Origin of the sequence: Mesorhizobium sp. M0815, from assembly GCF_040319995.1 — a bacterium.
Classification (GTDB): Bacteria; Pseudomonadota; Alphaproteobacteria; order Rhizobiales; family Rhizobiaceae; genus Mesorhizobium.
The window spans coordinates 11,759-27,095 of record NZ_JAMYOU010000048.1; the positions used below are offsets into that span (position 1 = coordinate 11,759).

A 15,337-nucleotide genomic window follows, 5' to 3' on the forward strand; every position below is an offset into this window, starting at 1 on the left:
GACCAAGGCCAAGTCTATCTTTGATGGAATCGCCTCGCAACAAAGAGAAGCTCGTGAATACTGTGCTTTCAGAATTCAGACTCAGATTCAAAAGGAGGAGCACTCTGGACGACAACCCCTGAGGTGTTTCCATGGCTCACGTACCGCAAGATCGGGTCGACGAGGTAGCACCTCGGGATACCCGCCCTGAACCGCCCATCAAAAGCATGCCCCAAGCAGATATCGCGCTCAGGGGACTCTACGAGATATCGAAGGTGCTGACCGCCCCCAGCGAGCTGGAGATTACGCTCGCCAATGTCGTGAACATCCTGCCTTCGTTTCTGCAGATGCGTCACGGAGCAATCGTCGTCCTGGACGCTGAAGGAGAGCCGGAGATTGCCGCAACTGCCGGCAATACCCACGCACCTCAATCAGGCACTCGCCGCGTCATACCACAGGCCGTAACAGATCAAATCGTCGCTACGGGGACGCCGCTGTTCATACCGGACGTCCGCAAGTCCCAATTATTTCAGGCTAACCTTCAAACGTCTTCGAGCAGCGGGACCATCCCAATTGCCTTTATCGGTATCCCGCTAAAGGCTGATCATAAGATCCTTGGGACATTGTCGATCGACCGGGCCGGAGACGGCGTCACCGACTTTCGCGACGACGAGGACACATACTTCCTGACGATGGTCGCCAACCTTGTCGGCCGGACCATCCGTCTCCATCGCACCCTGAGTACAGATCGTCAGCGGTCTGTCCATGAACAATGGAGACCGGAGAAATCGCCCAACGAGGGGAGGACGTACGACCCTGCCCGGCATGCGGATGCCAAAATCGACGGGATCATCGGGGAAAGCCCCGCACTCAAGCAGGTGCTCGAAACCGTCTCGGTCGTAGCAGGTACCAATTCCACCGTGCTACTGCGGGGTGAAAGCGGCACCGGCAAGGAATTCTTTGCGCAAGCCATCCATAAGCTCTCACGTCGGAGGAAGAAGTCTTTCGTCAAATTGAACTGCGCCGCACTGTCTGAAAGCGTTCTGGAGTCAGAACTGTTTGGGCATGAAAAGGGCGCTTTCACGGGTGCTATCTCCCAGCGCGCCGGTCGTTTTGAATTGGCAAATGAGGGAACGCTGCTACTTGATGAAATCGGCGAGATTTCGCCGGCCTTTCAAGCCAAGCTGTTGCGTGTCTTGCAGGAAGGCGAGTTGGAGCGAGTCGGCGGCACCAAAACGCTACAGGTCGACGTGCGCCTCATATGCGCCACCAACAAGGACCTCGAGACGGCCGTTATAAAAGGGGAGTTCAGGGCCGACCTTTATTACCGCATCAATGTGGTGCCAATTATCCTGCTCCGCTCAGAGAGCGACCCGGCGATATTCCACGCCTTGCGAACGCCTTCCTCAATCGATTCAACAAGGAGAACGATCGCGCACTCGCCTTCGCGCCGTCGGCGCTTGACCTGATCTCGCAATGCTACTTCCCTGGTAACGTCCGCGAGCTGGAGAACTGCGTCCAAAGGACGGCCACACTTGCGCGTTCAAGGACGATCACGCCATCCGATTTCGCCTGTAAGAAGAGCCAGTGCCTTTCCTGGCTCCTCTGGAAGCGAGCCGACCGCTCGAATGGCGGCACTATCATCGACGATCTCGCACGGGTCAACGCAGGGCCGGTCGGATTGCGGCTGCCGGCCAGTCGCATCGGTGCCTCCGCAGGCAACGTATCTCCCCTTGCGGCCGGCGATCCGAACGATCCCGCTTGTCCCCCGCGTCTGACGGAACGCGACCGGCTGATCGACGCGATGGACAAGGCCGGTTGGGTTCAGGCCAGGGCGGCTCGTATCCTCGGCCTCACGCCGCGGCAAATCGGCTACGCGCTGCGCCGACATGGCATCGAGGTGAAGAAATTCTAGACGTCGTGATGACGTCAAACGTAAGCCCGGAGTAGTCTCCCTCACACCCTTCACGCCCAAGGCTGGTAGCCTTCGCGACCCGATTTGCTTGTCCACTGTCGGAAGCCCGACAAAGGTGTGTCGGAGCAATCCGACGGAATCCGACACGAAAGCCAATTCGTGAACCAAAACCGCTCTTTGAGCTGGCATAGCTCTTGCGGTTTGAACTGCGACATTCACCCAGCAACGGAGCCGTTCGATGTCCGCACCGGCAATTTCGCTTGAGAGCCTCAGCACGACATTCGATGACCAGTTGCTTGCCACCGTGAAAGCCGGTGGCTGCGCGTCTTCGTCCTGCGGCTCGTCGATAAAGCCGGACGACACGGATCCGGCTGTCTGGGAGAAGATCAAGGATCACCCCTGCTTTTCAGAAGAGGCGCATCACTATTTCGCGCGCATGCACGTGGCGGTCGCGCCCGGCTGCAATATCCAGTGCAACTACTGCAACCGCAAATATAACTGCGCCAACGAAAGCCGGCCTGGGGTGGTCTCCGAAAAGCTGACGCCCGACCAGGCGCTACGCAAGGTGATCGCGGTCGCCAACGAGGTGCCGCAGCTTTCCGTGCTCGGCATCGCCGGACCTGGCGATGCCTGTTACGACTGGAAGAAGACGAAGGCAACGTTCGAACGAGTCGCCAGGGAAATCCCAGACATCAAGTTTTGCATCTCCACGAATGGGCTCGCGCTGCCGGACCATGTCGATGAGCTTGCCGACATGAATGTCGATCACGTGACGATCACCATCAACATGGTCGACCCTGAGGTCGGTGCAAAGATCTATCCTTGGATCTTTTACGACCATCGCCGCTACGTCGGCATCGAAGCCGCCCGGATCCTGCACGAGCGGCAGATGTTGGGTCTGGAGATGCTGACCGCGCGCGGCATCCTCACCAAAATCAATTCAGTGATGATCCCCGGCGTGAACGATGAGCATCTGATCAAGGTGAATAGATGGGTCAAGGAGCGAGGCGCGTTCCTGCACAACCTCATGCCGCTGATTTCGGACCCGGCGCACGGCACGCACTACGGACTGAGCGGGCAACGCGGCCCAAACGCAATGGAGATGAAGGCTCTTCAGGATCGTGTCGAAGGCGGCGCCCAGTTGATGCGCCACTGCCGGCAGTGCCGGGCAGATGCCGTCGGCCTGCTCGGTGAGGATCGTGGCCAGGAATTCACACTCGACCGGATTCCCGGCGAGGTCACCTACGATGCCAGCAATCGCAAGGCCTATCGGGAGCTGGTCGCGGAGGAGCGCCGTGATCACGTGGCGGCTAGGAGAGAAGCGATCGGATTGGTCAAGGCAGCGAGCCCCGGCAAGTCCCTTCTCTTCGCGGTGGCGACCAAGGGCGGCGGCCGCGTCAATGAACATTTCGGCCATGCGAAGGAATTCCAGGTTTACGAAGCCTCGCCGAGAGGGATCAGCTTTGTCGGGCATCGCAAGGTCGAGCAGTATTGTCTCGGCGGCTGGGGCGGAGAAGCCGCCCTGGATGGCGTCATCGCTGCGCTTGAGGGCATAGATGTCGTGCTGTGCGCCAAGATCGGAAACTGCCCGCAGGATCAGCTCGCCGACGCTGGAATCCAAGCCACCGACGCATATGCCCACGACTATATCGAGACCGCAATCAGCGCGATTTACGCGGCCGCGTCTGGGACCCCCGCACTCGCGGCGACGGCCTGAGCGCGTCTCATCCATTCGGACCAGGAGTTAAAATGGCTTTCAAGATCATCGCATCCCAATGCACCCAATGCGGCGCCTGCGAATTCGAGTGTCCCTCTGGCGCGATCAAGTTCAAAGGCGAGAGCTATGTGATCGAGCCGCAAAAGTGCACCGAGTGCGAGGGGGTCTTCGATGCGCAGCAATGTGCCTCGGTATGCCCGGTGCCGAAGACCTGCGTTCCTGCGTGACGAACATTGGGCTGCCGACATGGTCGGGGATGCCTTCGCAGGACGCCTGGAACGCCTTGTTCACAATCTGCAGCCTCAAGGGAAATCAGGGAACGGACATGTCGCTCGGACGCGAAGAGGAGGTCGAAATCCGCAGGCCTCCGCGATTCATGCCGGGAGAGCGGGTACGTGCCACTCGCCACATAAAGAATGACGGCACCTATCCTGGCAGGGAGATCGGCGAAAATCTCGTGCGGAAGGGCGACGAGGGATATGTGCGCGACATTGGCACCTTTCTCCAGCAATTCTTCATCTATGCGGTCGAATGGATCGACCGTGGCACCGTCGTCGGCATGCGAGCGCGTGAACTGATGAGCCTCGACAAAGCCGAGGCGCCCTGCAGTGCTGAAAACAATACCAATGAAGGGACGGCCTGATGAAAGTCATGATCCGCAGGACCGATGCTGGCTTGTCGGCGTATGTCCCCAAAAAGGACCTCGAAGAGCCGATCATCAAGCTTGAGAAGGAAGAGTTGTGGGGCGGAACTGTGACGCTCAGGAACGGGTGGCGGCTCCTCCTACCCGATCTTCCACGGGATACGCGTCTGCCGATCACCGTCGAGGCAAGGAAGGTTTCCGAAGAGGACTGATGCTGCCCCTTGATAGGTGCGTCGCGAGGAACGAGCATGAACACGATCCTGACATCGGGCCACCTCGTCATCGTGCGGGACAGTTTTGCCGAAAAGCTGCATGACCTGGCGAAGGAAGCGCTCGCCGCCGATGAGGTGATCCCCTATCTCGGTCCGGGTCTTCTTGGGTTCAACTGTGCGGAACCGCCTGTGCCGCATACGCCCGAGGTCGTTGCCGCGGCACTCAATGCACGGGCGCCAGCCCCTTCCAGGATCCGCACCAATATGTGGTCGGTTGCGCAGTTCATCGAACAGCGCCGGCATCGCCGGACGCTTCAAGCTTGGATGACCGACATATTCGCAGCGCCGGTGGCGCCTACCCTCCTTCACGCCTGGCTCGCAAGGCTGCCGCTCTCCCTCATCGTCGACAGCTGGTACGACGGCGCGATGCGCACGGCTCTCGTAGAGACCGGCCGAACGGACGTCGTTGAGATACAAGGCGTCACGCGCGCGAACGAAATCGGTAACATTTGGACGAAAACCTACGATTTGTCCGGGAGGGAACTCGACCCCCGATCGGGGGCAAAGACGGTTCTCTATACACCTCACGGGAGTATTAGGCCGGCGCAAAACTTTCTCGTCGCAGATTCGGACTATGTCGAAGTCCTGACCGAAATCGATATCCAGACACCGATCCCAGACGTGGTGAAGGAACGGCGCATCACCCGTGGATTTTTCTTCGTTGGCTGCCGCTTCAACGATCAGATGCTGCGCACCTACGCCAGGCAGATCATGAAGCGCTCCCGAGGTCCACATTGCGCGGTAATGGACGCGGAAACGCTGACCAGAAACGAAGCGCGTTTCCTTGCGGCAAGCGGAATCACGGTGATCGACATGCCAGTAAGTGAAGCCGCGGCTCGGCTTATAGGAACGCGCACTGCTGCAGGTGGTGGACAGGATTAACAATGGCGCGCCCCTTTGATGATTGGTCCTTCGGCTTGCCTCGAAGGCGCAAAATGCAGTCGGGAATACACCCGTGAGCAGTGATGCTATCGGCAGCGCAACGAACGCTCTGAATTCGTTGACCCATGTGGAAGCGGCGCGCTGGGGCCGGGATTTGAGTACGCTGTTGCGCATCACGCGTATGAATTTGCGGCATCCCTGGCAGGTCGCCTTCGCCATGGGCTCGACGATCATGGCGGCAATCCTCCAGTTGCTCATTCCCCAGCTTCTCGGCCGGGCTGTCGACCAGACCCAGACAGCCATCGGGGGCGGTGTCGCGGGGACTGCGGCAGGACAAGCGCTCTGGACCCCGGCTCTCCTGCTGCTCGCCGTCAGCGCGCTACGCGGCCTTTTCACGATGGCGCAGAACTATTTTGCCGAAGCCGTCGGGCATCATGTCGCGTACGAACTGCGGCTCGCCTACTACGACAAGATCCAGCGTCTCAGCTTTTCCTTTCACGACCGGGTCCATTCAGGCGATCTGATCACCATCGGAATGCTCGATCTCCAAGGCGTGCGGATGTATTTTTCCACCGCGCTCGTTCGCGTGCTCCTGCTCACCATGCTGATCGGGATCGGCGCCTACATGATGATCTCGACCGATCCCATGCTCGGCCTGGTCGCGCTGAGCTTCGTGCCTTTTGTCGCCTGGCGCTCATCGGCCACACAGCTTAGGCTGCGCGCCACCTGGCTCGACCTGCATGAGCGGCTTTCAGTACTAAGCCGCGTGATGGAGGAAAATCTCGCAGGCATCCGCGTGGTCCGCGCTTTTGCGGCTCAAGCCTATGAGATGCTGAAGTTCGACGGCGCTTCCAAGAACGCGCTCGACCTCGCCCACGACCGAGTTGACATCTACGTGCCCAGCACGTCGGCGATGACCTTGTCCTTCTTTTTCGCAATGGGATTGGTGCTCTGGATCGGTGGCAGCAAGCTCGTCGCTGGCGAGATAAGCGTCGGAACGGTGGCGACCTTCCTGACCTTCATGACAATCCTGCAAATGCCAGTCCGCCAGATCGGCCTCATGGTCAATGCCTTTGCCCGCGCTTCTAGCTGCGGTTCGCGGCTTTTCGGTCTCCTCGACCAGGAGATCACAATCAGGGATGCTCTCAAGGCCAGACCGCTCGAGATAAGCGACGGCACTCTGCGCTTCCACAATGTCTCGTTTGCGTACCCCAGCGCCGAAAACCGCGCCATTCTGAAGAACGTCAGCTTTGAGGCCCGTAGAGGCGAGACGATCGCGATCGTCGGTCCGCCGGGTTCGGGCAAATCGACGATAGCTCATCTGGTCCCCCGCTTTTATGACGTGACCGGTGGCGCCATCACGCTGGACGGCCAGGACATACGCAATGTCACCCTCGCGACGCTTCGCAAGGCGGTCGCCGTCGTACAGCAGGATGCATTCCTATTCACCACCACGATCGAGAACAACATCGCTTATGGCGATCCCTGGGCGAAGAGACAGCGAATCGAACGCGCTGGCGAATTCGCCCAGCTCCACAACTACATCCTCGGGCTCCCAGCGGGCTACGAGACGGTCGTGGGCGAACGCGGCGTCTCTCTCTCTGGCGGCCAGCGCCAGCGTCTCACGATCGCTCGCACCATGATGCTGCGCCCCTCCGTCGTCGTTTTCGACGACTCAACGGCCGCGATCGATGCCGGCACCGAGCAGCGCATCCGCGCGGCGATGCGTCGCTTCGCCAAGGATCGGGTGACGATCATCATCGCGCACCGGCTGAGTGCGCTTGTGCATGCCGATCAGATCCTTTTTGTCGATAACGGCGAAATCGTAGAACGCGGCAAGCATCAAGAGCTTTTGGCGAAGCGGGGACGCTACAGGGCCCTTTACGATCTCCAGACGCGCCCGGGTGATGACAATATGACCCAGTGTGGGGGCGCCCGCTGATGGCGCAGGGCCGCGCCGGCGAAGTCGAAGCCGAACGTGACGACGGTAGACGCCCTCCGCGCGCGGTTGTCGGCTCGCACCGCATCGAGGAGGAGATGTTCGGCCGGGCTTTCGACAAGAGCATCCTCCGGCGCATCTGGGCTTTCGTCCGTCCCTATCGGGCCAGGGTAGTCATCACGATTGCAGCAATGCTGATCTTCACCGGGACGCAGCTTCTCATCCCGTTGATCATCCGCTACGCGCTCGACCAGGGCATGAACCCGGCAAGGACCGATCGCTCAGCCCAGCTCGCGGCCGTCGGCGCGTTCGTTTTGGCGATTTTGGTCAATTTCGCTGCCGGCTACATGCAGGAAACCGTGGTTGGGAAAGTGGCCGAAACTGTCCTGTTCGACATCCGCCGCGCCATGTTTGGCCATCTGCAGAAGGTTTCGCTCTCCTTCATGGACAAGACCGAGGTCGGACGCCTCATGTCGCGCCTGCAAGGCGACGTCAACTCCATACAGGAATTCCTCGAAACCTCGGTATATTCCGTAGGCGATGTTGCGCTTCTCTTCGGCATCGTTTTCGTAATGCTGTGGCTCGACTTCCGCCTCGGCCTCTTGACGCTCTCGGTTCTGCCGGTCCTGGTGATCGTCCGCATTGTCTGGCTGCCGCGTGCCCGCGACGCCTTCATGGCCGCACACGAGACTAATTCCGTCGTCAACGGCGCGCTGGCCGAAGCCATTCACGGCGTGCGCACCGTCCAGTCAATGGACCGCCAGCAGGTGAATTTCATCCTTTTTGACGACAAGGCCCATGCCAACCTCAGGACCCACCTGATCGCTGCCAAATATGCACTGGTCATGGTGCCTATCGTCGATGGCCTCACCGGCCTCGCCATGGCCGCCGTTATTGTGGTCGGCGGCTCGATGGTCATGAATGGCCGCATAGATGTGGGCGTATTGGTTGCCTACCTATTTTACATCCAGCGCTTCTTTGACCCGATCCGCTCACTCACCCTGCAATATTCGGTCATGCAGCGCGCCATGGCCTCAGGCAAGCGCCTGACCGATGTGCTCGACGTCAAGATCGATGTTCAGGACAAACCCAATGCCGAGGTGCTTTCGCCCGAAATGGACGGCTCGGTCGAGTTCAGGGACGTCACCTTCGGCTACAATCCGAACCGTTCGGTGCTGAAAAATGTCTCCTTCCGGGTCAATCCCGGCGAGACGGTCGCACTGGTCGGGCCGAGCGGTTCTGGCAAATCGAGCGCGATGGCCCTGGTCCACCGCTTCTATGATGTTCAGCAGGGCCAAGTGCTGGTCGGCGGACATGATGTGCGCGATCTCACCCAGGAATCGCTCGGCCGCCAGGTCGCCATGGTGCTGCAGGAGCCGTTCCTGTTCACCGGGACGGTCTTCGAGAACATTCGATACCACAAGACGGAAGCCACGCGCGACAAGGTGATCGAGGCCGCCAAGGCGGTCGGCGCCCACGACTTCATAATGAGCCTCGCCGACGGGTATGAGACCCAACTTGGCGAACGCGGCGACAACTTATCTCTCGGCCAGCGCCAGCTTATCAGTTTCGCCCGCGCCCTCGTCGCCGACGCCAAGATCCTCGTGCTCGACGAAGCTACCGCCAACATCGACAGCTACACGGAAATGCAGATTCAGAAGGCTCTGATAAAGCTGCTTGAAGGGCGCACTGGCCTCGTCATCGCCCACCGTCTTGCCACGATCCGGGGTGCCGACCGCATCATCGTGCTTCAGAATGGCCAAGTTATTGCGACTGGCAACCACGATCAGCTAATAGCCATGGGGGGCCTGTATTCCAAACTCTACAATCTCAACTACGCCTCCTTTGACGATATTCCAGAACACGATACGACCGTACAAGCCGGCTCCCAGACCTGACGTCTTGGCGGCCTTGTGGTACTGACATTGACTTCGGGCGTGCCGGCGGACACTCAGGCCGCCGCAGACGAGGAAGCAGGCAGCATTCATGCAAAGCACTCGCGCGGATCGTGAAGACCGGCTGCGAACGATTTCCTCCAGCGTCGTTATCCGACCGCGGTGCACGCCGCGACATCGGGCGAACTCGCTCCAGGTGGTGTCGCTCGGCGTAGCAAAGCCGCTCGCGAGCGCGCCCTCAACAGCGCCGTAGCGAGTGACGGCTTTGCTACCGCCGAGCCGCTGATGAAGCTGGATGCGGGAGCCGCCACCGGCGCCGCCCCGGTCGAGAAGAACCTCTTGCGGCGGGCTATGGGCAACGACTAGCGCGAGCGCGACGAGCAGATGCGTGCCGGCATCGTGACGCGCTCGGCCATCATCTCCTTAGGATCGTGCAGTCTCACACCGTGCCCAGATGCCGGCCAACGTACAAACCTGGTAATCTGTGCCGCCGGCTCGTCGTCAGTTTGGCCTCCCTCACGATTTCCCCAATCCCCACCACGTGCACGCTCGAGCAATGTGAGGGAGCGCTGTTACAACGATTTACCTTCGGATCAGACCGCGAATTTCATGGTCAGCCAAGTCGAGCCATGATTTCGGATTGAATGGTCGTCGCGGTGTATAGGGAAGCATCTAGCGGCAGATTCCCAAATGCCAGTTGACAAAGAAGGTAGTTAGCACCTGCCTCTTCCAACTGACTGAGCAGAGCTTCTCGCACAGACGCTGCTGATCCTACCACGCACAATTCACTCTCGACTGCCGCATCGAAGGTCAGCGGCAGGTTGGGTGGAGTGGGGATAGCGTTAAGCTCGTAAAGGAATTGGAAGCTCTTGAGCCATCGTTCGTAAGCAGGTGCCGCGAGCGAATAGGCATGTGTGTCACAACGCCCAACCACGACCATGCGGAGCAATCCAATAAATGGCGCTCGATTGCCCGCGCCAGTGTTGTCCTCTTGATAGGCGCGGAACGCATCAGTAGTTTTGCGAACAGAAGAGGAAGGTCCTACACACGCGATATTTGCTCCATTCGCAGCGGCCCAGGCTGCGGACTCGGGTCGATTGGCGGCGACCCATGTCGGCGGATGTGGACGCTGATGAGGTCTTAGCGTCAAAGGAACGTCATTGAGCTCAAAATGGCGGCCCTGATAGCACAGCGTGCCAACCTTCATGGCATTAACAAGTATTTCAACAAGAATTTCGCTGGCTTCCGCATAGCGGCCCGGCACCGCGTCCGCACCAATCCCGAAGTAACCCAATTCGATCGGGAGAGCACCGCGCCCTATGCCCAGTTCGAGCCTGCCACCGCTCAACTGGTCCAGCATACAGATCTCTTCGAACGCACGCAGCGGATGATAAAGCGCAAGCAGCATCACCAAGGGTCCGAGACGCAGGCGCCGGGTGCGCTGGGCGACGCTCGATAAGAACAGATTCGGCGATGGACCTCTCCCATGGGGGGTACAGTGGTGCTCTGCGAGATGATAGGCATAGAACCCTAGCTGATCGCACGCCTCTGCTAATATCAGGCGATCTTCGTACTGCCGGGCGATATCGAGGCCGTCCTCGTCCAGATGATCGAAGATGCCGAAGGCTAGGTTTGAAGGAAAGACGTTTGTCACTCGATATTGTCCCTGATTTTAAAGAAAAATGTTGTCGTGCTTGGGTGACCAAGCAAGTCTAAAGATAGCAATGTGTGATATCGGATTAGCGTCAGCGTACCGAACGAGCAGAGCCTGACGCTCCCCTGCCCGTGGTGCTTGGTATGTTTAAGCTTCCAACTATATCGCGAGCGGCAGCAAGAAATGCATCCAATTGCTCTTTTGTGCCGATGCTGACGCGGATGCAATGTTCCAAACCATTGTCCGGAAAGTAGGCAACGAGTATCTTTTGCCTTTCCAAGGCTGCTTGCCACCATGAGCCGTCCTGTCCCGCTGGCACACGGGCTAGCAGGAAATTTGCGTGGGAGGGCGTTACGGAAAATCCAAGTTGCGACAGTGCGGCTGTCACTCGCTGTCGTTCATGTCTGATGTGCTTGTGGTTCTCTGCGTAGGCGCCGCGATGCGCAAGCACGCTGATACCAACCGCATGCCCGATCACGTTCATGTTGAAGACGTTCTGGATGTTGCGCAGCCTGCCAATAATCTCAGGGTGACCGAAACCGAAACCGACGCGAATGCCGGCGGCGGCATAGCTCTTCGAAAATGTTCTCAAGATCAGAAGGTTCGAATAACGGTTGATGAGGCGCAGCCCGTGATCGGGTGCAAAGTCGACATAGGCCTCATCAAGGACGACCAGGCGATCCGATTGTGCCACGAGGCGTTCGATATTGCTTATCGAGAGGAATGTTCCGGTCGGATTGTTTGGATTGGCCACCAGAATGAACTTGGCGTCTTTTGCCGGACCGGAAAGCAATTGCTCCATTGGCAGCGAATGAGTTTGACATCCGATCTCGAGAAACTCAGCACCATGCAACATGGCAAGTTTGCGGTTGAACGAAAACCCTGGCGATATCATCGCCACCTTGTCGCCAGGGGCGAGGAAAGCTCTGTAGATGAGTCCGAGCAGTTCAGACGACCCGTTGCCTGCGATGACCTGATCCGTGGATACCCCATAGGTATTGGACGCTGCTTCCCTCAAGCTGATGTTATCGTCGTCCGGATACAGATACTGGCGATTGAGGGCCGCCACTGCACTTTGCATTATGATTGGCGGCAACGGAAACGGGTTCTCATTCGTATTCAGCTTGACAAAACTTTCGTCCGGCGCTGGTCCGTTGGACGGCAGAGCATCTAACTGTCGCGTCCCTTGCGGAAGAGACGAAAGCACAGCTTGCAGTTTTGCATCGGACATATTTTATCTCCGTTTCAGTCGCACAGGGGCATCCGTATGAGCTCGCAACGAGAGCAACATGGCGGACGGATTGACGATGGCAGCGTCGCCTTTCACAAGATGGTCGCAACGCCGGCTGCCACGGGAATTCGGCCAGGCTGTCCTCGGTCGGATCGACTTGACGCGGACGCGGATCTGCATCCCTGCGCGGGCCAAGCCGCTAAGCGGTCTCAGCTAATCCGCCTGAGTCATGCTTTCACAGACGCTTGACCTCGATGCCGTATTTCCTCAGCACGTAGCCAATCTGGCGCGGGGTCAGTCCAAGCAGGCGCGCCGCCTTTGCCTGCACCCAGCCACATCTTTCCATGGCAGCAATGACGCGCTCGGCGTCGGTGGTCCTCGCGCCCAATGAGTGGGTTGCTCCGGCAGGCGGGACTGTGGTGGCGGCCGAACGAGCGGCCGCATCCGGCGGCGTGGCCGGATTCACTGCCTCTGGGAGGATTGGCGCTGGTTGCAGCGCGGCCTTGCCCGATCTGCTCTTCCGCAGCGCCTCGGCAAAGCATTGGTCGTGGGAGCACGCAAAGTCGTTTCTCCCGATTGATCGTCCCTCCGCCAGGATCGCTGTCCGGTGCACGCAATTTTCAAGCTCGCGAATGTTGCCGGGAAATTCACATTTCATCAGTACTTCAATCGCACGCGCATCGAAGGTCAGCGTACGGCCGTTCTCATCGTTGAAATTCTTGAGAAACTCAGCTGCGAGGAGCGGAATATCGCTGCGCCTTTGGCGTAATGCCGGCACCAGCAAGGGAACCACGTTGATGCGATAATATAGGTCGGCGCGGAACTCATTCCTTGCAACCGCCTCTTCAAGGTTCCTGTTCGTGGCGGCAATCACGCGAACGTCGACCTTGATGGTCTGGTTGCTGCCGACGCGCTCAAACTCCTGCTCCTGCAGCACGCGCAGTAGCTTTGCCTGGAAGGAGGCCGAGATCTCGCCGATCTCATCCAGAAACAACGTCCCCTTGTCGGCGAGCTCAAAGCGGCCCTTGCGGGAATTGAACGCGCTTGTGAAGGCACCCTTCTCATGACCGAACAATTCGGATTCCAGGACTGTCTCTGGCAGCGCTGCACAATTGAGTTTGATGAAGGGCCGCTTGGCGCGCGGCGACAACTCGTGAATTGCCTTGGCGACCAGCTCCTTCCCGGTACCGGATTCGCCTCGCAACAGAACCGTGGTCTTTGCCTTAGCTACCACTGCGATCTTCTCGAGCAGCGCGCTTAGCGCCGGACTATCGCCAATCATTCCCTTGACGTGAACCTTCTTGCGCTGCGGTGCAGGGTGCTTGACATCAGAGAATTGCGTTTGCAGCCGATCTTCCACCTCCGTCGGTCGTTCGCGGTCGCCCGCGGAGAAGCGGTGCAACTTGACTGTCTGTCCCACCATGTTGGCTATCATGGTGAGCAGCCGGACATCATAATCGAGCCGATACATTGACCTGCTGTCCAAGGCACGGTCGATAGTCAGCGTGCCTACGGCGTTCCCATCAACACGAATGGGAACGCCGATGAAGGACACGGTGTCGGAGGCCCCAAGCACCTCTATGTCAGCGGCAGTGAAGGCCGAATGCACCGCTATGTTCTCGGCGACGAGCGGCGTGTCCGTCGTCACAATCAGATCGATTGCCTTGCGCGGCAGGCGCATCCGGGAGCGCTCATCGCTGTTCTCGTCGCAGCCGGTGACTACGGTGATGTCCAGTGCGCCCTCAGCGTCGAAGAGAGCGATGATGCCGTGCCGCATCTGCACAAACGAGGGCAGGAGATCGACGACCTTGGCCAACGTGACTTCGAGCCGGGCGGGGTCGGTGAGTACTTTCGATATTTCGAAGATGCCGATAAGCGCGTGCTCGTGCGATGGCACAAAAGGGACCGCGGTGTTCGTCTCGGAGTTTGGGTAAGCCCTTTTCGCATCCGGAAGCGAAATGCGGCACTCGCTGGCATTTTGTTCTGATTTGGGAATGTTGTGGTGCATGTGATCCTCGATCTCGCGCCATGAAATGCATGCCGGCGGCATGTGCGCCCGCGACGTCGCGGGCAAGCGCGAAAATGCTCTGACGTGAACTCGTGCCACCGCCGTGTGGTCGAGTACAAAGCGGGTCGACCCCTGACGCATCGCTTGGCTCTCCCTCCACGAAGCTTGGCCACGTTCTCGGCTTGCACGGGGGCAACCACACGTTGATTTTCAAAAGACTGGAGCGAGGCGGGATAGTCAATCGAGCTTTCTTTCATTCGTGAAAGGAAACCTCGCGGCCTATGATAGAATTCATCAGTTCTAATTTTTGTCGGCGATGTTGAACGAGAGAATACGGCGCCGGCGATGCGGTGCCCGAGCGGCTGACCGCGCCGAGTTGCCGGGCCGTGCCAGTCACCAGCGCCTGCGAACCAGGGGCGGGAGCGATAATCACTGCCGACGACACTGGTCGGTCGCGGCAACCGCCATTTCCTCGATATTGATGACGCAGATAAGGCGGCGGCGTCGCGTGTGAAGGCGCGAAGGTGGCGGTCGAGCGCGGCTTTCTCGGCGGTGCTCGGAACTTCTGAACCGCATCGTCGCGGTCAGCACCAGCGGCGTCAATCCCTACGTCTCGACGTCGCTTTCAAGCTGTCGCTGCAGCGGGAGCGCGGCAAAGAACACGGCAATTCTGCGCCCTGGTGCCAGCGATGCGGCCCTTCCCAAAGTCGGCAAACCGAGGAGCCCGCCACGATGTGCAGCAAAACCGCAAGCCAGAGAGATCGACCGGCAATCTGCCGGAGAACATCAAGCGCGTGCTGGACGGCGGCCTTGTCATTCCCGTCTTGTGCCACCGCATTCATCCCATCATTGGCGAGCCCAACGTCAGTTCAGGTCATGCGGATCCATTTGGCATGGGTATTGCGGCGGCGTTGGTGCAGCGTTCGACCGGAGCGCCGCGATAGGGAGAAGCCCGGGAGAAGTCACGCCACCTCGATCCGGTCAGGGAGAGAGAAACAGTGTCAGCTGCACAAGTCCGCGGCGCGAGTCCCGCGCCCCGCAAACCCTTCTATGCCAAGCTTTACGCGCAGGTGCTTGCCGCCATCGCCCTAGGCGTCGCAATTGGCTATTTCTATCCGGGGACCGGCGAGAGCCTGAAGCCGCTGGGTGATGCCTTCATCAAGCTGGTCAAGATGATCATCGCGCCTGTCATCTTCCTGACA

13 protein-coding genes and 1 pseudogene are annotated in these 15,337 nt (G+C 59.2%); 11 read left to right on the forward strand and 3 right to left on the reverse strand.

Going from position 1 to position 15,337, the window contains the following annotated elements:
* Positions 1 to 131 precede the first annotated feature (131 nt).
* The 9 genes and pseudogenes from nifA (NKI01_RS29200) to NKI01_RS29240 all read left to right on the forward strand — a co-directional run bounded on the left by nifA (NKI01_RS29200) (position 132) and on the right by NKI01_RS29240 (position 9,608).
* Positions 132 to 1,894, forward strand: a pseudogene (gene nifA, locus NKI01_RS29200) (nif-specific transcriptional activator NifA).
* 238 nt (positions 1,895 to 2,132) lie between these two features.
* Entirely contained in the window at positions 2,133 to 3,611 is a 1,479-nt protein-coding gene (gene nifB / locus NKI01_RS29205; RefSeq protein WP_352965593.1) for a nitrogenase cofactor biosynthesis protein NifB, read from the forward strand.
* Between the two features lie 32 nt (positions 3,612 to 3,643).
* A complete protein-coding gene (locus tag NKI01_RS30915; protein ID WP_023678248.1) occupies positions 3,644 to 3,838 on the forward strand; it encodes a 4Fe-4S dicluster domain-containing protein in 195 nt (64 codons plus the stop codon).
* 98 nt (positions 3,839 to 3,936) lie between these two features.
* The gene (locus NKI01_RS29215; RefSeq protein ID WP_352965595.1) at positions 3,937 to 4,254 is read left to right on the forward strand and encodes a nitrogen fixation protein NifZ; all 318 of its coding nucleotides are present in this window, start codon (positions 3,937 to 3,939) and stop codon (positions 4,252 to 4,254) included.
* The gene (gene nifT, locus NKI01_RS29220) at positions 4,254 to 4,466 is read left to right on the forward strand and encodes a putative nitrogen fixation protein NifT (RefSeq protein WP_023678250.1); all 213 of its coding nucleotides are present in this window, start codon (positions 4,254 to 4,256) and stop codon (positions 4,464 to 4,466) included. Before NKI01_RS29215 ends, nifT begins: the two co-directional genes overlap by 1 nt.
* Positions 4,467 to 4,502: 36 nt before the next feature.
* Entirely contained in the window at positions 4,503 to 5,408 is a 906-nt protein-coding gene (locus tag NKI01_RS29225; protein ID WP_352790849.1) for an SIR2 family NAD-dependent protein deacylase, read from the forward strand.
* A 73-nt stretch (positions 5,409 to 5,481) separates the two neighbouring features.
* Positions 5,482 to 7,350, forward strand: a complete 1,869-nt coding sequence (locus NKI01_RS29230) for an ABC transporter ATP-binding protein (RefSeq protein ID WP_352965599.1) — start codon at positions 5,482 to 5,484, stop codon at positions 7,348 to 7,350.
* Entirely contained in the window at positions 7,350 to 9,245 is a 1,896-nt protein-coding gene (locus tag NKI01_RS29235; RefSeq protein ID WP_352720351.1) for an ABC transporter ATP-binding protein, read from the forward strand. The genes NKI01_RS29230 and NKI01_RS29235 overlap by 1 nt, the downstream gene beginning before the upstream one ends.
* Before the next feature lie 159 nt (positions 9,246 to 9,404).
* Positions 9,405 to 9,608: a hypothetical protein gene (locus NKI01_RS29240; protein WP_352457028.1), complete on the forward strand. Its 204-nt coding sequence runs from the start codon at positions 9,405 to 9,407 to the stop codon at positions 9,606 to 9,608.
* Positions 9,609 to 9,855: 247 nt separating this feature from the next.
* On the opposite strand, the gene NKI01_RS29245 is transcribed toward NKI01_RS29240, so the two are convergent.
* The 3 genes from NKI01_RS29245 to nifA (NKI01_RS29255) all read right to left on the reverse strand — a co-directional run bounded on the left by NKI01_RS29245 (position 9,856) and on the right by nifA (NKI01_RS29255) (position 14,135).
* Positions 9,856 to 10,896, reverse strand: a complete 1,041-nt coding sequence (locus tag NKI01_RS29245; protein WP_352506792.1) for an LLM class flavin-dependent oxidoreductase — start codon at positions 10,894 to 10,896, stop codon at positions 9,856 to 9,858.
* 91 nt (positions 10,897 to 10,987) lie between these two features.
* Positions 10,988 to 12,127 (reverse strand): histidinol-phosphate transaminase, encoded by a 1,140-nt coding sequence (gene hisC, locus NKI01_RS29250; protein WP_352720350.1) that lies wholly within the window; start codon positions 12,125 to 12,127, stop codon positions 10,988 to 10,990.
* Positions 12,128 to 12,362: 235 nt separating this feature from the next.
* Positions 12,363 to 14,135 (reverse strand): nif-specific transcriptional activator NifA, encoded by a 1,773-nt coding sequence (gene nifA / locus NKI01_RS29255; protein ID WP_352965602.1) that lies wholly within the window; start codon positions 14,133 to 14,135, stop codon positions 12,363 to 12,365.
* A 734-nt stretch (positions 14,136 to 14,869) separates the two neighbouring features.
* Here nifA (NKI01_RS29255) and NKI01_RS29260 point away from each other — a divergent pair.
* Positions 14,870 to 15,079: a hypothetical protein gene (locus NKI01_RS29260; protein WP_156937379.1), complete on the forward strand. Its 210-nt coding sequence runs from the start codon at positions 14,870 to 14,872 to the stop codon at positions 15,077 to 15,079.
* 54 nt (positions 15,080 to 15,133) lie between these two features.
* The coding region (locus NKI01_RS29265) for a cation:dicarboxylate symporter family transporter (RefSeq protein ID WP_352667604.1) at positions 15,134 to 15,337 on the forward strand (204 nt) is incomplete at its 3' end.